Annotated in this window: 25 protein-coding genes; 8 read left to right on the forward strand and 17 right to left on the reverse strand. The window is 60.1% G+C overall.

The window, feature by feature from the left end; all coding sequences use genetic code 11:
- Positions 1-35 precede the first annotated feature (35 nt).
- Positions 36-1,655, forward strand: a complete 1,620-nt coding sequence (locus tag HU725_RS00415) for an EAL domain-containing protein (RefSeq protein WP_186476059.1) — start codon at positions 36-38, stop codon at positions 1,653-1,655.
- Positions 1,656-1,667: 12 nt separating this feature from the next.
- Here HU725_RS00415 and HU725_RS00420 read toward each other — a convergent pair whose 3' ends face one another.
- Both HU725_RS00420 and algB read right to left on the reverse strand, forming a co-directional pair.
- Positions 1,668-3,446: a KinB sensor domain-containing domain gene (locus HU725_RS00420; protein WP_186476058.1), complete on the reverse strand. Its 1,779-nt coding sequence runs from the start codon at positions 3,444-3,446 to the stop codon at positions 1,668-1,670.
- Positions 3,443-4,789, reverse strand: coding sequence for a sigma-54-dependent response regulator transcription factor AlgB (gene algB / locus HU725_RS00425; RefSeq protein ID WP_060480210.1), 1,347 nt, complete (start codon positions 4,787-4,789; stop codon positions 3,443-3,445). Before algB ends, HU725_RS00420 begins: the two co-directional genes overlap by 4 nt.
- A gap of 208 nt (positions 4,790-4,997) precedes the next feature.
- Between algB and HU725_RS00430 the strand changes: the two genes are divergently transcribed.
- The 6 genes from HU725_RS00430 (at position 4,998) to HU725_RS00455 (ending at position 10,436) form a co-directional block, all read left to right on the forward strand.
- On the forward strand, positions 4,998-5,819 hold the full coding sequence (locus HU725_RS00430; protein WP_186476057.1) for a BON domain-containing protein: 822 nt from the start codon (positions 4,998-5,000) through the stop codon (positions 5,817-5,819).
- A gap of 177 nt (positions 5,820-5,996) precedes the next feature.
- Positions 5,997-6,290, forward strand: a complete 294-nt coding sequence (locus tag HU725_RS00435; protein WP_060480208.1) for a hypothetical protein — start codon at positions 5,997-5,999, stop codon at positions 6,288-6,290.
- 29 nt (positions 6,291-6,319) lie between these two features.
- Positions 6,320-6,481 carry a DUF1328 domain-containing protein gene (locus HU725_RS00440; protein WP_003252966.1) on the forward strand — a complete coding sequence of 54 codons (162 nt, stop codon included), beginning with the start codon at positions 6,320-6,322 and terminating at the stop codon, positions 6,479-6,481.
- A 2-nt stretch (positions 6,482-6,483) separates the two neighbouring features.
- Positions 6,484-6,957 (forward strand): inhibitor of vertebrate lysozyme family protein, encoded by a 474-nt coding sequence (locus HU725_RS00445; RefSeq protein ID WP_060480207.1) that lies wholly within the window; start codon positions 6,484-6,486, stop codon positions 6,955-6,957.
- 724 nt (positions 6,958-7,681) lie between these two features.
- Positions 7,682-9,010, forward strand: a complete 1,329-nt coding sequence (gltP, locus tag HU725_RS00450) for a glutamate/aspartate:proton symporter GltP (protein WP_186476056.1) — start codon at positions 7,682-7,684, stop codon at positions 9,008-9,010.
- Positions 9,011-9,206: 196 nt separating this feature from the next.
- Positions 9,207-10,436 (forward strand): nucleoside recognition domain-containing protein, encoded by a 1,230-nt coding sequence (locus tag HU725_RS00455; RefSeq protein ID WP_186476055.1) that lies wholly within the window; start codon positions 9,207-9,209, stop codon positions 10,434-10,436.
- On the opposite strand, the gene HU725_RS00460 is transcribed toward HU725_RS00455, so the two are convergent.
- The 9 genes from HU725_RS00460 to HU725_RS00500 all read right to left on the reverse strand — a co-directional run bounded on the left by HU725_RS00460 (position 10,418) and on the right by HU725_RS00500 (position 20,809).
- Positions 10,418-11,041: an ABC-type transport auxiliary lipoprotein family protein gene (locus HU725_RS00460; protein WP_186476054.1), complete on the reverse strand. Its 624-nt coding sequence runs from the start codon at positions 11,039-11,041 to the stop codon at positions 10,418-10,420. The genes HU725_RS00455 and HU725_RS00460 overlap by 19 nt on opposite strands.
- Positions 11,038-11,976: an MlaD family protein gene (locus HU725_RS00465; protein ID WP_060480128.1), complete on the reverse strand. Its 939-nt coding sequence runs from the start codon at positions 11,974-11,976 to the stop codon at positions 11,038-11,040. Before HU725_RS00465 ends, HU725_RS00460 begins: the two co-directional genes overlap by 4 nt.
- Positions 11,977-11,979: 3 nt before the next feature.
- A complete protein-coding gene (locus HU725_RS00470; protein ID WP_186476053.1) occupies positions 11,980-12,771 on the reverse strand; it encodes an ABC transporter ATP-binding protein in 792 nt (263 codons plus the stop codon).
- Positions 12,768-13,901 carry an ABC transporter permease gene (locus HU725_RS00475; protein ID WP_186476052.1) on the reverse strand — a complete coding sequence of 378 codons (1,134 nt, stop codon included), beginning with the start codon at positions 13,899-13,901 and terminating at the stop codon, positions 12,768-12,770. The genes HU725_RS00470 and HU725_RS00475 overlap by 4 nt, the downstream gene beginning before the upstream one ends.
- 75 nt (positions 13,902-13,976) lie before the next feature.
- A complete protein-coding gene (locus tag HU725_RS00480; protein WP_186476051.1) occupies positions 13,977-14,999 on the reverse strand; it encodes a DUF5924 family protein in 1,023 nt (340 codons plus the stop codon).
- Positions 15,000-15,143: 144 nt separating this feature from the next.
- Positions 15,144-16,550 (reverse strand): M16 family metallopeptidase, encoded by a 1,407-nt coding sequence (locus tag HU725_RS00485; RefSeq protein WP_186476050.1) that lies wholly within the window; start codon positions 16,548-16,550, stop codon positions 15,144-15,146.
- A 30-nt stretch (positions 16,551-16,580) separates the two neighbouring features.
- Positions 16,581-18,239: a Na/Pi cotransporter family protein gene (locus tag HU725_RS00490; RefSeq protein ID WP_186476049.1), complete on the reverse strand. Its 1,659-nt coding sequence runs from the start codon at positions 18,237-18,239 to the stop codon at positions 16,581-16,583.
- A 421-nt stretch (positions 18,240-18,660) separates the two neighbouring features.
- Positions 18,661-19,431, reverse strand: coding sequence for a TerC family protein (locus HU725_RS00495; RefSeq protein WP_060480122.1), 771 nt, complete (start codon positions 19,429-19,431; stop codon positions 18,661-18,663).
- 70 nt (positions 19,432-19,501) lie between these two features.
- Entirely contained in the window at positions 19,502-20,809 is a 1,308-nt protein-coding gene (locus HU725_RS00500) for a CitMHS family transporter (RefSeq protein ID WP_186476048.1), read from the reverse strand.
- Positions 20,810-21,077: 268 nt separating this feature from the next.
- Between HU725_RS00500 and HU725_RS00505 the strand changes: the two genes are divergently transcribed.
- Entirely contained in the window at positions 21,078-21,479 is a 402-nt protein-coding gene (locus tag HU725_RS00505) for a GFA family protein (RefSeq protein WP_186476047.1), read from the forward strand.
- A gap of 59 nt (positions 21,480-21,538) precedes the next feature.
- On the opposite strand, the gene HU725_RS00510 is transcribed toward HU725_RS00505, so the two are convergent.
- From HU725_RS00510 to scpC, 6 genes are all read right to left on the reverse strand, one after another.
- A complete protein-coding gene (locus tag HU725_RS00510) occupies positions 21,539-23,497 on the reverse strand; it encodes a DUF7844 domain-containing protein (protein WP_186476046.1) in 1,959 nt (652 codons plus the stop codon).
- Positions 23,494-23,814, reverse strand: coding sequence for a DUF2388 domain-containing protein (locus HU725_RS00515; RefSeq protein WP_060480118.1), 321 nt, complete (start codon positions 23,812-23,814; stop codon positions 23,494-23,496). The genes HU725_RS00510 and HU725_RS00515 overlap by 4 nt, the downstream gene beginning before the upstream one ends.
- Before the next feature lie 36 nt (positions 23,815-23,850).
- Positions 23,851-24,141: a DUF2388 domain-containing protein gene (locus HU725_RS00520; protein ID WP_060480131.1), complete on the reverse strand. Its 291-nt coding sequence runs from the start codon at positions 24,139-24,141 to the stop codon at positions 23,851-23,853.
- An 89-nt stretch (positions 24,142-24,230) separates the two neighbouring features.
- A complete protein-coding gene (locus tag HU725_RS00525; RefSeq protein WP_186476045.1) occupies positions 24,231-24,548 on the reverse strand; it encodes a DUF2388 domain-containing protein in 318 nt (105 codons plus the stop codon).
- A 299-nt stretch (positions 24,549-24,847) separates the two neighbouring features.
- The gene (locus tag HU725_RS00530) at positions 24,848-25,063 is read right to left on the reverse strand and encodes a DUF1127 domain-containing protein (protein ID WP_060480116.1); all 216 of its coding nucleotides are present in this window, start codon (positions 25,061-25,063) and stop codon (positions 24,848-24,850) included.
- A gap of 352 nt (positions 25,064-25,415) precedes the next feature.
- Positions 25,416-26,909 carry a succinyl-CoA:acetate CoA-transferase ScpC gene (gene scpC / locus HU725_RS00535; RefSeq protein WP_060480115.1) on the reverse strand — a complete coding sequence of 498 codons (1,494 nt, stop codon included), beginning with the start codon at positions 26,907-26,909 and terminating at the stop codon, positions 25,416-25,418.
- Between the last annotated feature and the right edge of the window lie 64 nt (positions 26,910-26,973).

Here is a 26,973-nt window from a genome sequence, read left to right on the forward strand (position 1 = left end):
GTTGCTATACCTTGTTAATCAACTGGATGCTGCCCATGTCTGCTCTGATTTCTGCATTGCGCCAATTTTTCTACCGTCCCTGGATGCTGGCCACCCTTGCAGCATTGGCCAGCGCTGCGGTGTTGCTGGCCGCCAGCATCGCAATTGCATTGCAGCAGATGAAAGACAGCGAAATGGCGCAGATGAACGCCCAGGGCGAGCGCTTTCTCGAGCGTCTGGAGCAGGTATTCGGCCAACTGCGCGAGGGTGTCGACGAGCTTCAGGCTCAGCCAGTGCGCGGTTGCAGCCCGGCGATGGTTTCGGTGCTGCAGCAGGTTGGCCTGGGCTCGCGCTTCATCTATGAAGCCGCGTATGTGGACGCCAATGTCGCCTGCTCCAACAGGGGCGGGGCCAGGGCCTTCGTGCCCACCCGGGCGCCGGATATTCAGGGGCCGACCTATAGCTATTGGCTCAATACCACTACTGAACCCAACGAGAACCTCGCTGCCCTGATGCTCGCACGGGGCAATTTTCTGGTATCTACCTCGCGCGGGCACCTGACTGATGTAGTCGATCTGCCGCCAGGGGGCAGCTTGTTGGTCGTGCTGGATAACGGCACCCGCGCCATACCGGTTCTGGGCCCACCTCAGGCGTGGCCACCGACCAATGGCTGGCCGCCCCCCAGCCAAAAATCCTTGATCGAGCTGCAAGATCGGCTGGTGTATCGGATGCCCACCCGGTCACCGGACTATCAGTTGGCATTGATTGCACCCCGTGCCAGCTTGCCGTTACGCATGAATGGCATGCTCTGGCTGTTATTCCCCGGAAGTCTTTTAGCCGCATGCTGTATCGGCTGGCTGGTACTGCAACTGATCCAGCAGCGGCGTTCGATGAGTTCGGAGTTGCAAAATGCGTTGCGCCGGGGCGAGCTGCAGGTGCTGTATCAACCGATCTTCGAGCTCGACAGTCGCCGCTGTGTCGGCGCAGAAGCCCTGGTGCGCTGGCGCAGGCCGGATGGCTCGTTGACCAGCCCTGACTTGTTCATCCCGCTTGCGGAAAATACCGGGCAAATTCGGCAAATCACCGACTTTGTGCTGCAACGGGTGCTCGAACAGTTAGGGCAGTTGCTACGCTCACACCGCAACCTCTATATCTCCGTCAACTTGGCAGCCTGTGACGTCATGGTGCCGCGTATCGGCAGTGTTGCTGCTCGACTGTTGGCGCTACACCGCGTCGCGCCCAGTCAGATCGCTTTTGAAGTCACCGAGCGCGGTTTGATCGATGTAGTGGTAGCGCGGGATAACCTGCAGGCGCTGCGGGCGGTTGGGCATCAGGTGCTGATCGATGACTTCGGCACCGGCTATTGCAGCCTGGCCTATTTGCAGACGTTGCCCGTGGATTGCCTGAAGATCGACAAGGCGTTCATCGACGCACTGGGCCACGACGCCGCCAGCAGCGGTGTAGCGCCGCATATCATTCGTATGGCTCATGACCTGCATCTGCGAGTGATTGCCGAAGGCATCGAAAGCGAGGAGCAGGCGGTGCTACTGAATAGCGAGGGCGTCAATTACGGCCAAGGTTGGCTGTTCGCTCACCCGCTCAATGCCCGGCAGTTTGCCGAACTCGTGACCCGCGGCCGCCAGCCCAGGCGGGCGCGGATCAATGATGAGCCTTGAGGGGGAGCCTGTTCAGACCGGCAGCGCCATGTAGAACTGCGTGCCCTGCCCCGGTCGGGAAAACACGCCCATGCGCCCTCCATGCAACTGCACGATTTCTTTGCACAGTGCCAGCCCCAGTCCAGCCCCTCCTTTTTTGCGCCCGACCTGCACGAACGGCTCGAAGATCCGCCCTTGCTGACCGTAGGCGATACCTTCCCCATCGTCCTCGACGCTGACGATCACGCGTTCTGCGTGGCGTCGAGCATGCAGGCGGATATGCCCGCCGCTAGGTGTATGGCGAATAGCGTTTAGCAACAGGTTGTCCAGTACGCGGTCCAGTTGCCCGATGTCGGCCTGAATACGTGGCAGCGGGGGCTCCAGCGCTTTGACCAGTTCAATCTGCTTGCTGGCTGCTTGGTCAGCAAAACGCAGCAGCGCTCTGTCGAGCAGCTCGTCGATGGCGCAAGGTGCAAGTTCGAGCTTCTGCAGGCCGCTCTGGTAACGGGAGAAGTTCAGCAGGTCGTTGATCAGCTGAGTCAGGCGCTGCATTTCTTCGCCGATGGTCTCCAGCAAGTCGTTTTCACGAGCCTCAGGCGGAAACTTCAATCGTTCGCGCAGCAGGCCGAACGCCATACTCATGCCGGTCACTGGTGTGCGCAGTTCATGCGAAGCGCGCAGCACGAACTCGCTGCGTACGCGCTCGAAGGCGCGTTGCTCGGTGACGTCGTGCAACACCATGACCGCGCCGAGAATCGGCCCCTGGGGATGGCTGACCGGAGTCAGACTGTAGGTGAGCAGCCGGGCTTCCTCTTCAACCTCGATGCTCAGGTCCTCAGGAGGCCGGTCCAGACTGCCGCCTCGCAGTACCTGGTGCAGTTGCTGATTGAGTTCCGGGCGTTGCAAGGCCTCGGCCAAGCCAGTACCGACACGGCTGTTGTCCCAGCCCAACTGCCGCTGAGCGACTGGGTTGAGGTGCTCCAACAGGCCTTGGCGGTCGATGATCAGCAAGCCATCGTCAATACTGTCGAGCACGGCTTGCAAGCGCTGTTGACCTGCCAGCAGTTCATCGACATTGGTAGCCTGATGCTTGCGCAGCGCATCGGCCATTAGCCCGAAGCGACGGGTCAGCTGATTGAGCTCGATAGCGTGGGTCACCGGTAAGGTGATCTCGAAGTCTCCTTGGCCGAGCTGGTCTGCAGCCTTGGCCAAGGCTTCGATAGGCTGGCCGAAACGCCGGGCGATATTGTGGGCAGTTATAAAACCCAGCACTAGCACCACAAGGCCCATCAGGCCCAGCGCGCCGCTGACCAGAAGCGCCTGATCGCGGGTGTGCGCTTCGCTATTGAGGATTTGATCGAGGGCTTGCTTGTGTGAATCGATGAGGTCTGTGCGCACTTGGTTGAATGCAGCGCCCAGCGGTTGCTCCACATCCATGCTCCGAGCCGGGTCCGGAGTGGCACGATAGGCTTGCAGAAAGGCCTGGTAGTTCTCATTGGCCTTACTGAAACCGACGCGGTCACCGCTTTGGGCCAAGCCGTGGTCGAGCAGCGCCTGGAAGTTCTCCTGCAGCGTGGGCAAGTTGTTCGGGGAGTTGTCCTTGTCCAGCAGCAGTACCAGCTGGTCCCCAAGGTTCTGCCTGAGCTTCAAGCCCACTTCCAAGGAGTGGGTGGTTTCCAGTACCGATTGCTGCTGAGCCGCCGCCATCTGCAGCACACTGACCAAGCCCAATAACAGCCCCAGCAGGGCCACGGTCACCAACGCCGAAATGCTGAGAAACAGCCGCGTACGCAGCTTCATCGGCAGCCTCATAGGTTGTACTGCTTGCGCTTGCGGTAAAGCGTCGAGGCGTCGATACCAAGGGTTTTGGCCGCCTGGTCTAGGGTGTCACTGGCGGCAAGCACCGCGCCGATGTGGGCGCGCTCCAGCTCATCCAGGCTTAACGCAGCACCTACACGGGGTGCATTGCTGGTGGGCTGCTCACCCATGCCCAAGTGGCTCACTTCAACGCGCTCCTGTGGGCAAATGATGCTTGCGCGTTCGATGACGTTACGCAGCTCCCGGATGTTGCCCGGCCACCGGTAGTTGAGCAGTGCACTGCGTGCCTCATCGCTGAAACCTCGCGCCGGGCGGGCATATTCCTTGACGAAGCGGGCCAGGAAGCGGTCGGCAAGGGTGAGGATGTCGTCGCTGCGCTCGCGCAGGGGCGGCAGATGCAGAGTAATGACGTTGAGGCGATACAGCAGATCTTCACGGAAGCGGTTCTCGCGCACCATGTCGTCCAGGTTCAAGTTGGTCGCCGCAAGAATTCGCACGTCGGCGCGGCGGGTAACGGGGTCGCCCACCCGCTCGTATTCCTTGTCCTGGATGAAACGCAGCAATTTCGGTTGTAGCGTGAGAGGGAAATCACCGATCTCGTCAAGAAACAGCGTGCCACCATCCGCTTGACTGACGCGCCCCAGGGTACTTTCACTGGCGCCAGTGAAGGCCCCGCGTGTGTGGCCGAACAATTCGCTCTCCATGAGCTCGGCATTGAGCGATGGGCAGTTGATGGTCACGCAGGCTTTGCGCGCCCGCTTGCTCCAGCCGTGAATGGCGCGGGCCAGCTCGCCTTTACCGGTACCCGACTCGCCAAGGATCAGGATATTGGCATCGGTTGTGGCCACTTGGCGGGCAGTTTCCAGCACTGCCATCATCGCTGGGCTGTGTGAGTCCAGGCCGTCCTTAGGCTTGCGTACTTCCCCTTCGAGCGCCTCCAGTCGCGCCGAGAGTTGGCGTACTTCGAGCTGCTTAGCGGTGGCCAGGCGTAGCTGGTCGGGGCTGCAGGGTTTGACCAGGTAGTCGGCGGCGCCGGCCTGGATGGCGTCCACGGCGGTATCGATCGCCGAATGCGCGGTGACGATGACTACCCGCATCCAGGGCGCTTGGATACGCATCTGCGCTAGCACGTCCAGCCCATTGTCCTCACCCAGGCGCAAATCCAGGAAGCACAGGTCGAACACCTGGCGTTGCAGCAAGGCTTCAGCCTGTGCGGCGCTGTTGGCCGTGGCGACGCTATAGCCTTCATCTTCAAGGCAGTAGCGGAAGGTGCGCAGGATTGCGGACTCATCATCCACCAGCAGAATGCGGCCTTGATTGTCCTGGGCTGGTTGCATTTCCTGCGCTCCTTGGGATGGTTCTGTAATTAGTGTGGGAAAAATCGGGCAAGTTGCACGGTCAATTGTGACGGATTCTGTCCTTTGCATGCTAGCCAATGTCCGTTTAATGCCGTGAAGCTGGATATCACTATGCTTTCCTTAGAGCCCTTACCTGGCACATTGGTTGCGAAGTATTTCAGTTTTTGCCTATCAACGAGGTATATCCATGCGCCCTCTCATTCGAATGACCGTATTGGCAACCAGCCTTCTACCCATTTGCACATCTGCGTTGGCTGATCCAGTGCAGGACGCGCGGCGGCTGGGCTCCGTGCAAACGGCCTTGGCGCTCAATCCTATGCTCAACCTGTTTCGTATCGAGGTCGCCGTCGATGGCCAACAGGCACGTTTGTCGGGCGAAGTCGAAAACCAGGTCGAGCGACAGCTCGCAGAGGAAGTAGCACTGGCAACCCATGGCATCGAACAGGTTGATAACCAGTTACGGGTTAACGCCCAACTGGTCGAGCGCCCGCTGGAGCGTCGCGCTTACGCTCAGCGCCTTGAGGATGCGACCCTTGCCGCAGTTGTACGGGCGCGGCTGCAGTGGAGTCGCATCACGAGCAAGGCGCCCATCGAGGTTCAGAGCAGTGATGGCGTGATTACCCTGCGCGGCAAAGTGGACAGTGCAGAGGCGAAGGCGTTGGCAGGCGTACTGGCGGGCAGCACAGCGGGTGTGTATCTGGTCAATAACCTGGTCAGCCTGGATAGCGCTGCCATGGCAAAAGCTAGGGAGACCCCCGTTGGCGCCGACAGCGAGCCTCAGCCGAGCGACAGTTGGATAGTCGACAAAATCCAGACCAGCCTGCGTTTCAGTCGCAATCTCGATGGCCTGAATATCAAAGTCGCCAGCGACAAAGGCATGGTCAGGCTAAGCGGTGAAGTACTGAGCCGCGAACAGAAGACCATCGCTCTGGAGATCGCTCGGCAGATCATTGGCGTACGCGGTGTGGACGTTGATCTTCTAAAGGTAGCCGCCAAGGCCGAAGCCTGAGTCGTGCATTTCGCACGACCCTGGCAGGGGTATCGTGCAGTATACGTCCTCACTCCTGCCGGGTTAACTGTATAAGTCATTGATTTATAACGATTTTTATAAGCTTCCAAAGCTGGCATGCAGGCTGCAATTACTTGTTCAGGTTTGAACAGAAAAATTACAGCAGGAGAAGCCGGCATGAACCGCCCAAACGTCAACCGCTCGCTCAATGTCGCACTTCCAGTGCGCCAGTTCCTGTTGCTTGGGATGGCTTTGCTGCTGACCTTGGCCGCCGGCCTCTTCTACTACAGCTGGCAGACCTCGCGTCTGGCCGATCAAGTCGCCGCGCAAACTGCGCTGCTGGCTCAAATTCAGGCAAACCGGACCAGCTCGCTGGTCCAAGCCAATGAGCCTGCAGGGCAGCGTCCTGCAGTCAACACCTCGCCGGCCACCGTCGCAAACGTTGTGCCTCAGGATCGCTGGGTGTTCTGAACATTTTTCAAAAAGAAAGGAGAAGCATCATGCTGAGCTGGGCAATTACTTTTCTCATCATCGCCATTGTTGCCGCCGTGCTCGGCTTCGGTGGTATCGCTGGCGCCGCTACAGGCATTGCGAAGATCTTGTTCATCGTCTTCCTGGTCCTGTTCGTAGCCTCCTTCTTCTTTGGACGTGGTCGAGGTTGACGATGAGCAGGAAGCTGAGCACGGCACTGGTTTTCGCTGCCCTGATGTCGGGTGGTAGTGCAACAGTGCTGGCGGCCAATGATGGCCAGGTTCGGGTCGAGCAACTGCTCGGCTCGGACCCCGAGTATCGAGAGGCATGGCAAGACGCGATCAAAGGTGAGGAGCGCCTGCCCGATTGGGTGATCAACCTCAGCGGTAGTGGGCAGGAGCAAATGACTGCCCTCACTGAGGACGGTGACAAATACTTGGTTGGCCCGCTATGCGAGTCGCCACAGAACTGCACCTACAAACGCCTGATCGTCGCGTTCAGTTGGGACAAGGAAGATGCCTACGGGATGCTCGTGGAGGTACCCGAAGGCCTGCCCAAGGACAAATCGCCGACCCGTCATGCGCAGTATCGCTGGCTGGGTAAGCCAGACGATGGCATGAAGGCGATGTTGCAGGAGCAACTCAAGCGCGATCCCAACTGGTACTAACCAGGTTTCGCGCTCTGTCACGCAATAGAAGCGAAACTTTCGTATCGTTTTCGCTTCTATGATGCGCCGCCCCGAGGAGGGGTAACGCATGACCATGGGGCCGGGCTGTTCTGATTGTTGCAGGATCGGAGTGGCCTAGGGGTACAGGGAGTGCCTCCAGTAGTGGGCCGGGTCAGGAAAGGCAGAATCGGAAGCTTCCGGTCAGGCGTGCTGAATATGTCTCGCCGGCGGAGCTTCCGAGGCGCCATCCCACAGCTCAATGAGTACCTTTCTTACTTTCTCTGTTAAGACACATTTTGTTGCGACCACACGTCACTTTTTTTAGTGATCGAGAGAGTCCAGGCAAGTGCCATTTCTGCCATTCGGATTGCCGAACAGGCCTTTTTGAACCTCACTCCTTCCCCCGCTAAAACTGGCTAAAAATAGCGGTTTAGCTCTGTTCGGATTCCCGAACGTTATAAATCAATGACTTACATGCAATTAAACGCTGGCGCTTTGCCCATGCCGAAACGGTATAGGTTATGCGCTTCCGGCATTAGATTTCGTGCTGTGCCATCGCAATAGTTGCCGCCTTTTTCGCTGGCACGAGCGCCTTGTCGCTCGCTCGCGGTGTCCTTACACGAGGTCTCCGGACGGAAGCCAAAAGCTCCCGTGACATTGCCACCGGCTTTGTTGCGCGCTTTTCCTGTCGGTACCCGTGACCACTACAACAAAGGGTAAAGACATGAAGAAGGCAAAACTGAGCCTCGCCTGGCAGATCGTTATCGGTCTGGTTCTGGGTGTTGCAATCGGCGCGCTGCTGAACCACTTCAGCGCTGAAAAGGCCTGGTGGATCAGTAACGTTCTCCAGCCCGCCGGTGACATCTTCATTCGCCTGATCAAGATGATCGTCGTCCCGATCGTGATTTCGTCGCTGATCGTGGGTATTGCCGGGGTTGGCGATGCGAAGAAACTAGGCAGCATCGGCCTGAAGACCATTCTGTATTTCGAAGTGGTTACCACCATAGCCATCGTGGTTGGCTTGGTACTGGCCAACCTTTTCCACCCGGGCGCCGGCATCGACATGAGCACCCTGGGCACCGTCGACATCTCCAAGTATCAAGCTACTGCGGCGGAGGTTCAGCATGAGCATGCGTTCATCGAAACCCTGCTCAACCTGATCCCGTCGAACATTTTCGCAGCGCTGATGCGTGGCGAGATGCTGCCGATCATCTTCTTCTCGGTAATGTTCGGCCTTGGTCTTTCGAGCCTGCAGGCCGACCTGCGCGAGCCGCTGGTGCGTACTTTCCAGGCTGTGTCGGAGACCATGTTCAAGGTCACCCACATGATCATGAACTACGCGCCTATCGGTGTGTTCGCCCTGATCGCCGTTACCGTTGCCAACTTCGGCTTCAGCTCGTTGCTGCCGCTGGCCAAGCTGGTGCTGCTGGTTTACTTCGCCATCGCCTTCTTCGCCTTCATGGTGCTGGGCTTGGTAGCACGCCTGTTCGGCTTTTCGGTCATCAAGATCATGCGCATCATGAAAGATGAGCTGATTCTTGCGTACTCCACCTCTAGCTCCGAAACCGTGCTGCCGCGCGTGATCGAGAAGATGGAAAAGTACGGCGCGCCGAAGTCGATCTGCTCGTTCGTGGTGCCGACTGGCTATTCGTTCAACCTTGATGGGTCCACCCTGTACCAGAGCATCGCGGCCATCTTCATCGCCCAGCTGTATGGCATCGACCTGTCCTGGAGCCAGCAGTTGCTGCTGGTGCTGACCCTGATGGTCACCTCCAAAGGCATTGCCGGGGTACCGGGTGTGTCCTTCGTAGTGCTGCTGGCTACTTTGGGCAGCGTGGGTATTCCGCTGGAAGGTCTGGCGTTCATCGCCGGTGTCGACCGTATCATGGATATGGCACGTACTGCCCTGAACGTGATCGGCAACGCCCTGGCCGCCCTGGTAATTGCACGATGGGAAGGTATGTACGATGCCGCCAAAGGTGAGCAGTACTATGCCTCGCTGATGGCGGACAAGCAGCAGGCCGTCGTCGTTGGTGAAGCTGCCAAGCGCTGACCCTGATTCACTCGAACAAAAAGCCTCGACTTGTCGGGGCTTTTTGTTGTCTGTGTGTCCATTGCCGGACCTATAGTGGCAATTGTCTTGTCATTGTGTGCCGAGCTCTTCGCGGGTAACCCCGCGCCTGCAACGATCAACGTTCCATAAGCTGCGATGCGCTATCATTCGGGCATTTTTCAAGGGGTACATGCGGATGCTCAACGGCCTTTGGCTCGGCTTTTTCCTCGTAGCGGCAGTTTCCGCGCTGGCCCAGTGGCTGGTGGGTGGCAATGCCGGGATCTTCGCGGCGATGGTCGAGAGTATCTTCGCCATGGCCAAGCTGTCGGTGGAGGTCATGGTGCTGCTTTTCGGCACCCTGACCCTGTGGTTGGGCTTTCTGAAGATCGCCGAAAAAGCCGGTATCGTCGAATGGTTGGCCAAGGTATTGGGGCCACTGTTCGCCCGCCTGATGCCGGAAGTTCCCCCTGGCCACCCGGCCCTGGGCCTGATCACCATGAACTTCGCCGCCAATGGCCTGGGCCTGGACAATGCCGCAACACCCATTGGCCTGAAGGCTATGCGTGCACTGCAAGAACTCAACCCCAGCAGTACGACGGCCAGCAATGCGCAGATTCTGTTCCTGGTGCTCAACGCCTCGTCGCTGACCCTGCTGCCGGTAACCATTTTCATGTACCGCGCCCAGCAAGGGGCAACTGACCCTACCCTGGTGTTCTTGCCGATCCTCCTGGCGACCAGTGCATCGACCTTGGTAGGGCTGCTGTCGGTGGCTGTGATGCAGCGCCTGCGCCTATGGGACCCGGTGGTGCTCGCCTATCTGATCCCAGGCGCACTGCTGCTGGGCGGTTTCATGGCCTTCCTGGGCACCCTGTCGGCTGCCGCGCTCGCCAGCCTTTCCTCGATCCTCGGCAACCTGACGCTGTTCGGGGTGATCATTTTGTTTTTGGTCATCGGCGCATTGAAGCGGGTGCAGGTATACGAAACCTTCGTTGAAGGCGCCAAAGAAGGCTTTGATGTGGCCAAGAGCCTGCTGCCATACCTGGTGGCGATGCTGGTGGCGGTCGGTGTGCTGCGCGCCTCAGGCGCGCTGGAGTTGTTGTTGGATGGCATCCGCCACGCAGTCAACTGGATGGGCTTGGATACACGCTTCGTCGATGGCCTGCCCACCGCACTGGTCAAGCCGTTTTCCGGCAGCGCGGCGCGGGCCATGCTGATCGAGACCATGCAGACTCAAGGTGTCGACAGCTTCCCGGCCTTGGTGGCAGCAACCATCCAAGGCAGTACGGAAACCACCTTCTACGTGGTAGCGGTGTATTTCGGCGCCGTGGGTATCCAGCGCGTGCGCCACGCCGTTGGCTGTGCCTTGCTGGCCGAGTTGTCCGGCGTCATCGCTGCCATCTGCGTGTGCTACTGGTTCTTCGCCTGAGCCTGGGTGCCTTGCGCCACCGTCCAGTTCACCACCTGCCCTACCAGTTTGTCGCTGGCCGCGCCGAAGCCGGCGACCACGGCTGACACTTGGGGATCTGCCAGCGGTTGGCGTACTTCAAAGCGCTGGCTGCTGAGAATGCGCTGGCTGCGGCCTTGGACCAGGCGCACGTCGTAGCGGATTACCACCTCCACCTTGCCCCCCGGCTGATATTCGCTCTGAAAGGCTTGCAGCTCGCCGCTCAGTTCGTAATCGGCCTGCAGGTTGCTGTCGTCCGCGCTCAGGCGTTGCACTCGGCCATCGCGCTGGAAGCCATCGAGCAGCCGGTTGCGCACCAGCACCGGTGCCGGGTCGCTCCAGCGGGCGCCCTTGTAACTGCTGATGACGTTGCCTTGCGGCACCACCGCGATACGTGGCCCGGCCAGCGCTTCGCTGGCCAGCGGCTTGTTCAGGCGCAGCGACCAGCCCACCGCGGTGACGCTATGGCTGGCTTGGTTGACTGGCAAACGATAGAGATCCACTGGCTCGCTCTGCGGCAGCACCGAGCAGCCGCTGGCCAGGGTGAAGGTAGCTGCCAAGACCAACAGGCGCAGCGGTAGGCTCATGGCTGGAACTCCTTGTTGTTGTCGCGACCTAGCAGATAGCCGCTTGGGTCTGCCTCCAGACGCCGTGAGATGCCCTTGAGTGCGTTGAGGGTTTCGCGCAGCTCACGGATGGCCGGGGTCAACTGATTGAGCCCTTGGGCGCCATCATCGATGGATTGGCGGTTGTCTTGCAGCAGGCTGTTGATAGTTGCTGCACTTGCGGCCAGCGACTGCATGGCCTGCTCGGCGCTGCCGATGGCTTGCTTGCCCTGCGCCCCAAGCAAGCTGTTGGCGTTGTGCATCAGAGCCTGGGTTTCGGCAAGGGCGGCGTTGGCCTGTTTGCCGGCCTGGCTCAGTTGCTCGATCACATCGCCGATACCGCCCTTCTGATTGGCAAAGGCGCCAGTGGTCTGCTCGAGATTGGCCAAGGTGCTGCTGAGATTGTCGATGTTGCTTTGTGAGAACATCTGGTTGGCGTTGTGCAGCAGCAGGTTGATATTGGTCACCAGGTCGCTGCTGTCGTTGAGCAGTTGAGAGATTGGCGAGGGTGAGGCGACGATCACCGGCAACTTGCCGTTCTTGCCTTTGAGCTCCGGGCTTTGCGGGGTGCCCCCGCTTAGTTGGATGAATGAGTTGCCAGTGACCCCGGCCAGGGTCAGTTTGGCCTTGGTGTCTTCCTTGACGGGTGTGTCGCCGCTCAGGCGTACCCGGGCAAGCACCCGACGGGGGTCGTTTGGGTCCAGGCGCAAGCTGCTGACATCCCCGACCTTGATACCGTTGTATTGCACCGGGCTGCCGCGGGACAAGCCCGACACGGCTTCGTTGAAGATCACCTCGTAATCCTTGAAGGCGTCGTCGACGCTGGACTTGGTCAGCCACAGGCCAAAAAGCATGGCACCGGCCACCACCAGAACGGTGACCAGGCCAATCAGAACGTGATGAGCTCGGGTTTCCATGGGTCAGCGCTCCTGCTCGGCGTTCGCGGCAGCCTGCACGGCGGCGCGCCCGCGTGGGCCGTGAAAGTATTCGTGGATCCAGGGATCGTTAGTTTGTGCGACCTCGGTCAGAGGGCCTGCGACCAGGACTTTCTTCTGTGACAACACGGCGACGCGATCGGTGATGGTGTAGAGGGTGTCCAGGTCGTGGGTGATCAGAAATACGCTCAGCCCCAGCGCATCGCGCAGGGTCAGGATCAGCTGGTCGAAGGCAGCGGCGCCAATAGGGTCCAGGCCTGCGGTGGGTTCGTCGAGAAACAGGATGTCCGGGTCCAGCGCCAAAGCCCGCGCCAGGGCGGCGCGCTTGATCATGCCGCCGGACAGTGACGAGGGGTATTTGTCAGCCGCGGAAATTGGCAAACCGGCCAGTGCCAGCTTGACTCCGGCCAGGTGCTCGGCATCCTCGCGTGAAAGCCCGGCATGTTCGATCAATGGCAGCGCGACATTTTCGGTGACGGTCAGTGACGAAAAAAGCGCGCCCCTCTGAAACAGCACGCCAAAGCGGCGTTCCACCTGCGACCGCTGTTGCTCGGGCAAACCCGCCAGGTCCTCGCCGAAGACCTTCACTTGCCCTTCGTTGGGCCTGCGTAGGCCGACGATGCTGCGCAGCAATACCGACTTGCCGCTGCCCGACCCGCCGACCACCGCGAGTATTTCACCACGGTACAGGTCAAGGTCCAGGTTCTCGTGCACCACTTGGCTGCCGAAGCGGTTGCAGATGCCTCGCGCCTGGATCACTGCTTGCTCGGCATTCACCAGCCCATCTCCATACAAAACAGCGCAGCCACCGCATCCAGTACGATGACCACGAAAATCGACTGCACCACGCTGGAGGTGGTATGGGCGCCCACCGATTCGGCGCTGCCGCTGACTTTGAAGCCTTCCAGGCAGCCAATCGCGGCGATCAGGAAGGCGAACACTGGGGCCTTGGCCAGGCCGACCAGAAAATGCTGCACGCCGATGTCCGATTGCAACAGCGAGAGAAACATGGCCGGCGAGATGCCCAAGGACAGGGCGCAGACCACCGCGCCACCGACGATGCCGCAGACCATCGCAACGAAAGTTAGCAATGGCAGCGAAATCAGCAGCGCCAGAACCCGTGGTACCACCAACAGTTCGATCGGGTTGAGGCCCAGCGTGCGGATGGCGTCGATTTCTTCATTGGCCTTCATCGAACCGATCTGCGCAGTGAAGGCGCTGGCAGTACGGCCGGCCAGCAGAATGGCGGTCAGCAGCACGGCGAATTCGCGTAGAAACGAGAACGCCACCAGGTCGACGGTGAACACCGTTGCGCCGAAGTTGGCCAGTACCGTGGCACCCAGAAAGGCCACCACGGCGCCTACCAGAAACGTCAGCAGTGCGACGATGGGGGCAGCATCCAGACCGGTCTGCTCGATATGCGCGACCACCGGGGTGACGCGCCAGCGGTGCGGTTGGAACAGCCGCAGTAGCAGGGTTTCGATGATCAGGCCGAGGAAGCCGAGCAACTGCATGGTGTCCTGCCACATGGCGCCGACCGCGCAGCCGATACGCTCCAGCAAGACCGCCAGCACATTACGCTCAGGCGCCTTGACCGGGATGCAGTAGTCTTGCACCGAGCAGTACACATTCTTGAGCAGGGCACGGCTGGATTCGGGCAGGTCGTTGGTGCAGTGCGAGAGCCGCTCTGCGCCCAGTAATTCGGCCAGCAATGAGGCGCCGGCAGTGTCCAGACGACCGAGTTGGCTGAGGTCGGCAACAGCGTCGGCGCCATACTGCGTGCGCAGGTGCTCGCTGTCGCGTTTGAGAGTGGCATAGTGAGCCAGGGTCCAGTCACCGGTGATGCGTAGGCAGGCCGGTTGGCGACTGGTGTCCAGGGTGGCACTGGGGGTGGTCATAGGCTCCATGCATCCGGCTGGGCTAGAGGCTGATCATAGCGCAGTGGGCCTAGAGCGGTTGGCTTAAAATCGACGATGCCTGCCTCACTGGGACGCTGCGTCGTCCACGACCTTGAAGCGCAGTACGCCGATCACCTGGCCATCTTCGGTCAACACGCGCACCTGCCACTTGCCCACCGGGTTGGGCGGAAAGTTCTGCTTGTGGGTCCATGCCCGGTAACCTTCCTTGCGCCCACCGTGGATATCCAGGGCAATCCGATCGACTTCCTGGCCGTCCTTTTGCCATACGTGGTAGATACGCTCGTCCAGGCCCCGTGGCGCGTTGATTGCGGTGTAGGCGTACAGGCCGCCACTGCGGATGCGGCTGGCGGCGATTTCCTTGAGTGAAGCACCGGGCTGGCGATTGAGCACTTCGGTGCTTACCGCCACATCGGTCATCCAAAGCGTTGCCGGTGGCACCCACGAGCGCAGCAACCAGCCGCTACCGCCGACTGCCAGCGTGAGCACCACCAGCGCTACACCGCGGCGCCAACTGGTGATCGGAAAACTGCTCAGCAAGCTTGGGAAAGACAGCGCCATGGCGATGATCAATGCCAGCTTGAAGCTTTGCGCGGTGGTCAGATGCAGGATGATCGGCAGCGCGGTGAGCAGTGCAGCGAACAGTGTCAGGGTGTGCAGCGCCAGGAATAGCCAGCGCCGCGGGGCCAGCCACTTGTAATAAAGCGGATCGATGATCGAGATCAACCCGGCGGCGCCGAGTAAGCCGGTGAACACCAGCTGCCCGCTGTTCCAGGTGGTGGTGATGAAGAAGAACGGTAAAACGAAGAACAGGCTTTCCTGGTGAATCATCTGCGTGGCGTAGCGCAGCAGCGGTTGCGGGATTTCGCGGTTGAAGGTACGTGCGAACAAGCCCGTCAGGGTGTTTTCCAGCATCAGCCAGACCCAGCTGACCAGTAACAGGATGGCGATCCAGCTAGCTAGGCTGGCCTGGCGATCGACCAGAATGAAGCTTCCAATACCAGAGAGGAAACCGCCGAGGGCGATGACGCCCGGGTAGCGCTTGAGCAGCTCGATGACGCGTTGAACGAAGTGGGGTATTGGTGGCATGGGTCTGCAACAAAAGGATGAAGTGGCTGCGCCAGCCTTTTCTCAGAACAATCGCCCCCACAGACACTGGGCAGGCGTTGAATGCCTGTGGAAGCAGGTTAACCTGCGAAAAAGAACCGGTACTGGCAAAAGAATACCGCCGATTCATTGCTGCCGTGTAGCGCCGCTCGGCTGCTGCGGTTTGTGCCGCCGCCAGCGCAACAGCCCAAGCGCCAGAAGCAGCCCCAGCAGTAAGGCCAGCAGACCGTACAGTTCGTCATAGCCCAGAAACGGTTTTTCGATACGCAAGTAACCCTGGTCCTTGAGCAGATCCTTCAAGGCAGCATTGGCCTGCTCCAGCGTCACTTGGCGCAGTTTGCGTGCCGGGTCGGCAAAGCGGCCGTCGTTATAGTCGTTCAGGGCGCCCCAGTAATAGTCGGCAAGCGCGCTGTTGCCTTGGGTGCTCCAGCTTTCCTTGGCGACGGCGGCCTGTTTGATGCGCTCGAAGGTCTGCGGGTCCAGGCCTTGTTTGCGCAGCCGGTCGAACAACTGTTGCAGCACTTTCACGGCTTGGTCTATGTCGTCGCGTTCAAGGTCAGCATTGAGGCTGAGCATGCCACTGTCGCCAAAGCTTTCGCGTTGCACGGACGGCCCATATGACAAGCCGTTGTGTAGGCGCAGCTGGTCGTAGATAGCCCAGTCGAGGTAGCGCGACAGCAGATCCAGAGTCTGCTGATGGTCATTGTCGAGTACTGGTTCGATGAACAGCCAGTGCAGCTTGACGGTATCGCCCAGCAGGCTGCGGCTAAGGTCGCGGCGCTGTTCGGCCTGATGGGTGATGGTTTCCAGGTCGCGGCGCTCTTGCGGTTCGGTGGGAGGTAGCTCACCGAAAGACCGCTCAAGGTAGGCTGGCAGCAGGCGGTCAAGGCCACCCACTACGATCAGGGTCATGTTGTTGGCCGCGTACCAACGTTCGCGCAGTGTTTTTACCTGTTCAAGCGTCATGTCTGCGACATTGGAGCGCTCGGGGCATTTGAGCCCTAGTTCGGTGGCCAACTGGTCGCTGGCCGGGTGGCCGATGTCTTGGCGGTCAAGCCAGCGCTGCAGGTGGCCATAGTGGCCGCCGTCTTCGCGTTCGATGATGTGCTTGGCCTTGGCCAGAGCCTTGGCGTCGATGCGCGTGTCACGGATGATCTGCAGCAGCAGGTCGAGCACCTTGCGTTGGTTGCGTGCCGGCGCCTCGATCACGAAGGTGGTATCGGCGCTGCTGGTGTACGCATTCCATTCACCGCCCAAGCTCTGCAGGCGTTCCTCGAGGCCGCCCTCGCCGGTGTCGTCGATACCGGTGAACAGCAGATGTTCCAGCAGGTGTGGTAACTCCTTCTGCTCGCAGTCGAAGTCATCCAGGCCAACCCCCACCACCAGGCGAATTGCCACGTGATCACGTTCGTAGCCGGATTTGAGGATCACCTGCAGGCCATTGGGCAACAGGTAGCCCTCGACGCGTGAACGATCGAGGGCGAATGAGGACAGGCTGCAAAACAGCAGGCAAACGAACATCAGGCAACGCATGGGCGAGCGAAGGTCTCCAGGTGTGCGAGATCAGGTCGGGTGGGCGTCTTCCGGAACGCTATCGAGCAAAAGCCCGCCAGTGTCCGAGCCACCCAGTACCACATAGGCACTGCTGCAGAACAAAGAGTTCAACCGCTTCATGTCGGCAATCAGCTCCAGGTGCAGCGAGCTGGTCTCGATACTCTGCACTACCTTACGCTGCAAACGGCTGACATGGGCATGCGCCAGGCGCCGCTCCTGGGCGCGGAACCGACGCTTCTCGCGCAGTAGCAGGCGTGCGCTTTGCGGGTCAGCGCTGAGGAATACCGAAAGGCCCAGGCGCAGGTTGGCCAGTAGCTGCTCCTGTAGCCCTGTCAGTTCTTCCAGGCCTATTTGGGAAAACTCGCGGCGCTGGCTGGTTTTCTGCTGCTGCACCTTGCGCAGCATGCGTTCGATCAGGTCGCAGGCCAATTTCAGGTTGATCGCCAGCTCGATGATTTCTGCCCAGCGCCGGTTGTCCTGTTCGCTCAGGTCTTCCCGTGGCATTTGCGCCAGATACAGCTTGATCGCGCTGTACAGTGCCTCGGCATCCTCGCCCAGTGCCCGTACCTGTTGCGGTATGGCGGTGTGGGTGCCGCGCAGGGCGCCGAGCATGGCTTCCAGCAGGCTGTCGACGATGTCGCCCAGGCGCAGGGTTTCTCGTGCAGCATTGGCCAAGGCCAGGCTGGGCGTGGTGAGCGCCGTGGCATCGAGGTGGCGCGGGCGTATCTGGCCATTGCTCGGCTCGCGCTCGGGCAACATCCAGTTGCACAAGCGGCCCATGGGCCTGACCGTCGGCAGCATGATCAGGCAGCGCAGAGTGTTGTAGAGCAAATGGAAGCCGATCACCAGCTCTTGCGGGCTGAAGCTCAGGCTGTCCATCCACTCCACCAGCGGGTGCAACACCGGGATGATCAAGATCAGGCCGATCAGTTTGTACAACAGGCTGCCCAGGGCTACGCGGCGCCCGGCAGCGTTTTGCATGCTGGTACTGATGAACGCCAGCAGGCCGCTGCCGATATTGGCGCCGACCACCAGGCCAATGGCCACCGGCAAGCTGATCACTTCAGCGCCGGCCAAGGTTGCGGTCAGCAGTACAGCAGCCAGGCTGGAGTACGAAATCATCGCGAACAAAGCGCCCACCAAGGCATCGAGCATGATGTCGCCGGTCAGCGAGGCGAACAGCACTTTCACCCCTTGAGCTTGGGTGATGGGCGCCGCTGCCTGCACGATCAACTGCAGCGCCAGGATGATCAGCCCCAGACCAATGGCTACCCGGCCTAGTTGGCCGGCGCGGGTTTGCTTGCGCGAAAGGAAGAAAATCACGCCGAGGAAGATCAGCAGTGGGGACAGCCATGAAAGATCCAGGGTCAGGACCCGGGCCATCAGTGCAGTACCGACATCGGCGCCAAGCATGATTGCCAGGGCCGGGGTCATCGCCATCAGGCCTTGGCCGACAAACGAGGTGACCAACATGGCGGTGGCGTTGCTGCTTTGCACCACGGCGGTGACGACGATACCAGCGAGGAACGCCAAGGGTCGGCGGTTCATGTTCTGGCCGAGCACGCGGCGCAGGTTGGAGCCGAACACCCTGAGGATACCGGTGCGCACGATATGCGTGCCCCACACCAGCAAGGACACGGCGCTGAGCAGGTTAAGCAGAGTCAGCATGGTCGAGCCCCCCTTTGTTCTCGAGCTCCAGTGGCGGAGCCTAAATATGTGAAGCCGTAAGCCTGGCCCGGGGGTGGGTTGTTTATTCCAGTGCTTACTCAAGCTTTAGTTGTTCTGTAGACCTTGCGCCAGCTTGGCACGCCTTGAAGTCATTTGAAATATTTGTGTCATCAAAGCTTGTGGGTTGAAGGGTTGCGAAGGGAAATCTGTGCAGCCCCTCGCGGGTGCGATGGTCTCGTTGACCGTTGCGGGCCTGTTCGCGGCTAAGCCGCTCCTACAGGTCGGAGCGTTGATCAAAGGCGGCGCAGGGCTGCCTAGGGCGGATTACCCGAAGGGCCGCGCGGCCCCAAGGGATGGGACATAGGGCCTTGCAGCTGACTGGCATCAGCCTTCAGGCCCTAAAGGTGGCAGGTGCAGGCCTTTATTGACCCGGTACGTCCTTGCGTAGTTTGACTGGATCGTGCTCCTTGCCTTGCTTGCGGGCCAGTGCCGTGCGCATCCGGATATTGATCGCTTCGACCGCCAGCGAGAAGGCCATGGCGAAGTACACATAGCCTTTAGGGACGTGCACGTCGAAAGACTCGGCGATCAGTACCGTCCCCACGACGATCAGGAACGACAGTGCGAGCATCTTCAGTGACGGGTGTTTGTCGATGAAGTCACTGATAGCGCCTGCGCAGGCCATCATGACCAGCACTGCGACCACAATGGCGGCGATCATCACGGGTACATGGGAGACCATGCCCACGGCGGTGATCACCGAGTCCAGCGAGAACACAATGTCGATGATGGCGATCTGGATGATGGTGTAGAGGAACTTGCCACCGGCGCCCTTGGGCTCATCGGCGCTTTCTTCCTCACCTTCCAGGCCGTGGTAAATCTCTTGCGAGCTTTTCCACAGCAGGAACAGGCCGCCACAGAACAGGATCAGGTCACGGCCAGAGATGCCCTGGCCGAGCACCACGAACAGATCGTTGGTCAGGCGCATGACCCAGGTGATCGACAGCAACAGCATGATGCGGGTGACCATGGCCAAGGCCAGGCCGAAGATCCGGGTGCGCGGCTGCATGTGCTTGGGCATGCGGCTGACCAGGATCGAGATCATGATGATGTTGTCGATCCCGAGTACGATCTCGAGCGCCGTGAGGGTGAAAAAGGCAACCCAGATTTCCGGGCTGGTCAGCCATTCCATGTGTATTCCTTCGAACGATAAAGGCGGTGCACCTTTTCACCGGTGCACCGCGTGGGGTGATGCGTGTTTATTAAAGACTACTGAACAGCGGGAAAATGCCCATCAGCAGCGCGGCCAGCATTATGCATACGCAGACCAGTACTGCCCATTTGAGCGTGAAGCGCTGGTGGTCGCCAAATTCGATACCGGCCAGGGCCACCAGCAGATAGGTCGACGGCACCAATGGGCTGAGCAAGTGCACCGGCTGCCCGACGATCGAGGCGCGAGCCATTTCCACCGGGCTGATACCGTAATGGCTCGCCGCTTCCGACAGCACCGGCAGCACGCCGTAGTAGAAGGCGTCGTTGGACATGAAGAAGGTGAACGGCATGCTCACGATCGCGGTAATCACGGCCAGGTACGGGCCCAGGGCGTCAGGGATGACCGCCAGCAGACTCTTGGACATGGCATCGACCATCCCGGTACCTGACAGGATGCCGGTGAAGATACCGGCCGCGAAGATCAGCCCGGTCACGGCCAGCACGCTGCCAGCGTGGGCCCCGATGCGGTCCTTCTGCTGTTGCAGGCATGGGTAGTTGACGATCATGGCGATACTGAAGGCAATCATGAACAGCACTGGCAGCGGCAGCACGCCGGCGATCAGGGCCACCATCAGGGCGGCGGTCAGGGCCCCATTGAAGTAGATCAGTTTGGGGCGGCGCGCTTCAGGGAACTGCGACACGCTGATGTCGCTGTGGTCGATGTCATCGGTCGGCAAGTGCAGTTCACCCAGACGTGCGCGCTCACGCTTGCCATACATGTAGGCGATGGCAAGGATTGCCACCACGCCGAAGGCCATCGCCGGGATCATCGGTACGAAGATGTCCGACGGGTCCACGTGCAGAGCGCTGGCAGCACGGGCGGTCGGGCCACCCCACGGGGTCATGTTCATCACGCCGCCGGCCAGGATGATCAGGCCGGCCATGATTCGCGGGCTCATGCCCAAACGGCTGTACAGCGGCAGCATGGCGGCGCAGCAGATCATGTAGGTGGTGGCGCCGTCACCGTCGAGGGACACGACCAGAGCCAGCACGGCAGTGCCGACCGAGACTTTTAGCGGGTCACCCTTGACCAGCTTGAGGATCTTGCGCACGGCCGGGTCGAACAGGCCGGAGTCGATCATCAGGGCGAAGTAGAGGATGGCGAACATCAGCATCACACCAGTGGGTGCGAGCTTACTGATGCCTTCGAGCATCATTGGGCCGATCTTGGCGGAAAAACCACCGAACAGGGCGAACAGGATCGGTACCAGGATCAGCGCGATCAAGGCCGAAAGGCGCTTGGTCATGATCAGGTACATGAAGGTGATGACCATGGCAAAGCCGAGGAAGGTCAGCATGGCAATACTCCAGGCGGGGCGCGGCGAAAGGGTTTTCGATTCGGGCGGGTCAGCGTGTTTGACGCTGTGCCAGGAGCGTGCGGAAGGTTGGTGCAGAAGGGCGGGCGCAGGAAGACATCAGAAATCACCATTGTTGTTGTTGATGGGCCAGCGCTCGAATAGGTTTCGGTGCCCTGGCTGACCGGTCTTGTGCCGGTAGTGGGAGCTATCCTAGGGGGACAAGCTTTCAGCCAGCTTTCGCCGCAAAGACGGCGACGGGAGGTAGGTGATGCAGGACATGCACGAGGGTGGCTGCCATTGCGGCGCTTTACGTTATCGGCTGCAGGGCGAGTTGGCAGATGCCGCCCATTGCCATTGTTCGATCTGCAGGCGGGTCAGCGGTGGGTTGGTGGTGACCTGGGTCACCCTGCCCCGTTCTGCTTTCAGATGGTTGGCGGGAAGGCCCCAATGCTACATGGCGCCGACCAGTTGTAAGCGCTACTTCTGCGGGGAATGTGGTGCCCACGTAGCACTGGTGACCGAGCACAGCCCGGGTAGCATCGATGTGACAGTCGCGACCCTGGATTACCCGGAGCAGGTACCCGCCAAGCGACATATCTGGACTTCCAGCAAGCTGCCTTGGCTGCACCTGGATGAGCAGCTGCCTGGGGAGCCTGAGGAAAATCTTTAACAGTGCGCCGTGCTAGCCGGCCCTGGGCGGCCTCAGCCGCTCAAGGCCGGTTGCAGGTATCAGGGCAGCTGCAGGCCGCCAGCGGCCTTGTGTAAGGCCCGCAGGTGCTCGCCGATCTGTTTCACATTGGTTTCCACCGCAGCGATTTCTTTGGCCCGCGACGGCTCCAGCAGCGCCCTCACCTCTTTATTCAGGTCATTGCTCAGGCGCAGCAGTTTTGCCTGGCGCTCGGCACTGACCTGCTCCAGGTGGCGGCGCTCTTGCGGTTGTGGCAAGCCATAGCCCTGGCTGTCGAGCAACTCGGCCGGGCGGCTTAGGAAGCCACTGTTGGCGAGCATCTGCCTTAGCGTCTCGTCAGCCTTGTTGATATTGCCGTCCTTTATCGCTGCAGCGTTCAAATAGCGTTGCTTGACTTCATCTTGTGCTAGCAGCAGCTGCCGGCGCAGGCTGGCTTGTTCGAGCAGAAGCAAGGCAGCACTGGTGCGCAGGTCGGCCTTGTCGAACCAGGGGCGCCTTTGCTCTGCATCTTGCGCCAGCCAGTCCTCGACTTCGGTCTGCTTGATTGGTAGCTGCTTTCTCAGCACATCGAACATGGCCTGATAGCGTTCACGGTAGGAATCGAAACGATAACCCAGGCGCAAAGCTTCCCGGGGGTCATCGAGCACACTGGTATTGGCCAGTCCCCTGCCCTTGAGCACCGCCAGCAAACCGTTCGGCATGATGCTATCGAGGTCGTTCAGGCCTGGGTTGGCAGTCCCACTGCGTAGCAGCTTCAAGGATTCCACGGCGCAGTTGTTGGACAAGAACCAATAATTGCCATCGTAGCTCCAGTGCATCTCGGCAGCCTGGCGTACCAGGTTTTCGATCTCTTCGCGGTTGAGCTTCAGCGGCACCGAGGCCAGGCTGCGCAGTTCTGTTTTAGTGTACTCATCGATGACCTGACCCAGCGGCAGTACGAACAGCCGAGACGGGTAGACACCGACCAGCCCATCCCAACTGGATAGCTGCACATCGTTGACGAAGGCCCGATAGGACAGCACCAGGCTTTGGTCGAGGTCCAGACGGCAGTCGGGGCCACGTGGGCGACCAGGCTTGCAGATCACCAGGCGCAGCATGCTGTGCCCCCAGCGGCTGACCAGGTTCTGATTGGCTTCGGCAAGCAGGAAGTCGACCTGATAGACCCGTTCGGGGTCGATTTCACCCAGCGGCTGGCGGGCAAAATCACTGCCCGCGTTAATGAACGGCAGGCCCTGGGCGCAGGTGGTCTGCTGGGGCGCCCAGCCGAAATGATCACGCAGGTACTGGTTCAGCGCCGGTCGACGGCATCCATAGCTCGGGTCGAGGAGGAAGTACTCCATGTTGACCGCGATGTATTCCTTGGGGCTGCTCAGCTCGTAGCTGTCTGGGCTGCGCATGAACTGGGCGTTGTGCTGTTCACGCTCACCTCGGCGCCCAACGTATTGCGGCCAACCGGCCAGGTCCAGCAAGCGAGGGTCATCGCTTAGCGTGAAGCGGCGCTCTGCCTGGCCGCGGCACGCTGGGAGCTGGCCTATTTTGCCCAACGTGTTTTGCTGGCGGGCGCAGCGGGCGATCAGCGAGCGCTCCGCGCTGGGCCACAGGCGTGCGCGGTCGTAAATATGGGTAAGCTCGTGCAGCACGGTTGCGAGCAGTTCTTCGCGCACGGTGCCATGGGGGCGGTTGGTGCGTTGGGTGGCTGCACTGCCATCGGTCAGCCCCGGTAAGAGGCGACGGTTGAGCTGCAACGTGGAAACCAGCGATGCCTGACCGTAGGCGTCGGCTGGCATGTTGTCGCTCCAGCTGACCTGCACGCGGCGATCGAGCTGTTGCTTGAAGCGTGGGGGCAGCTTCGCCATGGCCTCGTCGAGCAAAGCCTGGCTGGCTAGGGCTTGTTGTGAGGACAGGCCTGCCGCCTGCAGTTCGAGCTGCAGGTCGGCAAAAGCGGGAGTGCCTAGCAGCGTCAGAGCGCAGCCGAGCAGCCAGGCACGCACGCGCTTCACAGTGCGAGGATGGCTTCTGCCAGTACCTGATCACTGGCGTCACGCGCCTGAGGTACGCGCTCGCGCAAGGTGCTGAAAGCCGCTTCCAGTTGCGCGCCACGAATATCACCATTGCTCGCCACGAAGCTGGCGGCATCGTCATGGGCTTCGCGCACAACTTTGGAATCACGGATCGAGGTTGTGGTGTCAGAGGTGAAGTCGATCGAGCGGCCAAAGGCACGCACGATGATGTTGCTGGTGGCCACCAGGGTCTGTGCATGGGCCAGATCGGCCAGCAGCAACGTGCCGAGGGAAGCGGCAATCAGCGATTTACGCATGGAGCATCTCCGAAGAATACAGGGAGTAAGGATTGGTTATTGGACGAGAATCGCTTCTGCCAGTTCAAGGTCGCCGACAGATTGCCGTACACCAGTGTGCCGCAGCGAGTCGAGCGCGGCTTCCAGACGCGCCCCGCGTATCAAACCATCTGTGGCAACGAAGACCGCGGCGTCGTCCCGAGCTTGCCCGACCAACTTGCGATCAAACGGGGCAGTGGTGACTTGGCTGGTCACGTAGCCAGTAATGACAAGGCCTTGGGTGGTGGTATCCATGGCTTGGGCGCTGGCCATGCCAGCGGTCAACAGTAACGGCAACAGATAACGCATGAGCATGTTCGGCGGCTGGATGAATGAGCAGCTGAGGCTAGCGCAAGTGCGAAGGCCCTGGCCTACGCGCCTGCCTGACAAGGTGATCGTCAAATTGCCAGGATTGCCTGGGCCAACTGGGCGTCACTGGCTTGCAGTTGTGGCTGGGTCGAACGGATGTGCAGTAAAGCACTTTCCAGCCGGGCACCACGGATAGCGCCTTGGCTACCCACGAAGCTAGCGGCGTCGTCACGCGCGGCCTGGACGATTTTGTCGTCGCGTAGAGATGAGGTCAGGTCTGAGGTCGCGTCGGTGGAGGCGGCAACGGCTCGGACTACGGCGTCGGTGGTGACGACGAAACTGCTGGCGTTGGCAGTGCTGACCATGCCGAGCAACAGGGCGGCACCAATCAGATATTTGTGGGACATGTCGGTTTGCTCCTGGGTAGGGTTCTGCTCTATGGACGTTGGCACTGCCCGTTACGGTACGGGTTTGACAACCGTAACTGACAGAATGCTAAGCGAAACGTGTCACGGGGTCACCCCTTGCAAGGTCAGACGACCATTGCAGCGTGCAACTGTTATGGTGATTAGTGACAAGTCACTAACTGTACCTGTCGGAGGTTTTTTCTTCCTCACCCCAATTCGCAGGCAAAAAAAACCCGTTGCAGTCTCCTGCAACGGGTTTCGGGAAATTAGCTGTGCCGGCTAGAGCCGACCAGCAGAGCTTAACGCCAGAATGGCTTGCTTAGCTCTTCGTAACGCTGCGACTCGCTGATACCGGCGTCTGCAAGCAGGCGGGCATCCAAGCGGGCCAGTTGACGGCGGCTCGACATGCGGCGCTGCCACAGCAGCAGAGTGGAGAGTGCGCGCAGTGGCAGGGAGGCCTGGGACTGCTGGGCATTGCTTTCAAAAACCAGACCGGAACTGAGGGTACGTTCCATGATGCTTCATCCTTCCGCTTATGGCGGGATTAGGTAGTGATTTAACTGATGCCAATGATCCTCCCCTGCTGTCCATAACAGTAGATACAGTTCAACAGTAATGAGATGGGCCAGTTAACTGTTTAACCCTACTGTTGCACTCGAATTAGGCGAAACTGTACTGGTGTGCGCGTTTTTGGTGCAATTTATGGGGTTTTCGCTGTTTTAACCACGACGCGGCCCGAATAATACCAGTACAGAAGTACAGTTTTATTGGATTTGCTGCGTAAGTGTTTAGGCGGGAGAGTCAACTGTTCAGGCCTTGGCTTCCAGCGCGTGCAACAAGGCCTGAATGATGCGGGTGGGTACGGACTCAGCTGGCGAGCATGCGTCCTGTTTCTTCAAGATTTTCGTGCCAGCTCAACGCTTCGCGCAGGATGTGCGGGGTGTGGCCACCACGTTGGCAGGCGCGCTCGAAGTAATCGTTCAGTGCCGCGCGGTAATCTGGATGCACACAGTTGTCGATGATTGCTCGAGCGCGCTCTCGGGGAGCCAGGCCGCGTAGGTCAGCCAAGCCTTGCTCGGTAACCAGGATGTCGACATCGTGCTCTGTATGGTCTACGTGACTGACCATCGGAACGACGCTGGAAATAGCTCCGCCCTTGGCGATCGACTTGGTGACGAATACCGCCAGGTGAGCATTGCGGGCAAAATCACCCGAGCCACCGATGCCGTTCATCATTCTAGTGCCGCACACATGCGTCGAGTTGACGTTCCCGTAGATGTCGAACTCCAGCGCCGTGTTGATACCGATGATGCCCAGGCGGCGCACCACCTCGGGGTGGTTGGAGATCTCCTGCGGGCGCAGGACCAGCTTGTCTTTGTAACGCTCCAGGTTGCCGAACACGTCGGCGTTGCGGCGGGTCGACAAGGTGATCGAGCTGCCCGAGGCGAAGCGTAGCTTGCCGGCGTCGATCAGGTCGAAGGTCGAATCCTGCAGTACCTCCGAGTACATGGTCAGGTCTTCGAACGGCGATTCGATCAGGCCACACATGACTGCGTTGGCGATACTGCCGATGCCAGCCTGCAAGGGCCCGAGCCTGTTGGTCATGCGCCCCGCTTGCACTTCTTTTTTGAGGAAGTCGATGAGGTGGTCGGCAATGCCTTGGGTTTCGTTATCCGGCGGCAGCACGGTGGATGGAGAGTCGGGCTGGTCGCTGATCACGATACCGACGATTTTTGCAGGGTCGATCGGGATTGCGGTGCTGCCAATCCGGTCATCGACCTTGACCAGTGGGATCGGCGTGCGCGTCGGGCGATAGGTCGGAATATAGATGTCGTGCAACCCTTCGAGATTGGTGTTGTGCGACAGGTTGATCTCGACGATCACTTGCTTGGCGAAGATTGCGAAGCTGGCCGAGTTGCCCACCGAGGTGGTCGGCACGATATGGCCCTGCTCGGTGATGGCCACCGCCTCGATGACCGCGATATCCGGCAACTTGAGCTGCTGGTTGCGCAGCTGCTCGACGGTTTCCGAGAGGTGCTGGTCAATGAACATCACCTGGCCATCATTGATCGCCTTACGCAGGGTGCTGTCGACCTGGAACGGCATGCGACGAGCCAGTACGCCGGCTTCGGTCAGTTGCTTGTCAAGGTCGTTGCCCAGGCTGGCGCCAGTCATCAGGCTGATTTTCAGCGGCGACAGCTTGGCGCGTTCGGCCAAGGCATGGGGCACAGCCTTGGCTTCGCCGGCGCGGGTGAAACCGCTCATGCCGACGGTCATGCCATCCTCGATCAGACCAGCGGCATCAGCCGCACTCATTACCTTGCTGTGCAGGGAGGACAAGCGGATACGATCACGGTACATGGATTGTTATCTCGGGCTACTGAAACTACTGCAGCGCAGTCTAGAGATTTCGCCCCATGCCGTC

Source organism: Pseudomonas promysalinigenes, assembly GCF_014269025.2.
Taxonomy (GTDB): Bacteria; Pseudomonadota; Gammaproteobacteria; order Pseudomonadales; family Pseudomonadaceae; genus Aquipseudomonas; species Aquipseudomonas promysalinigenes.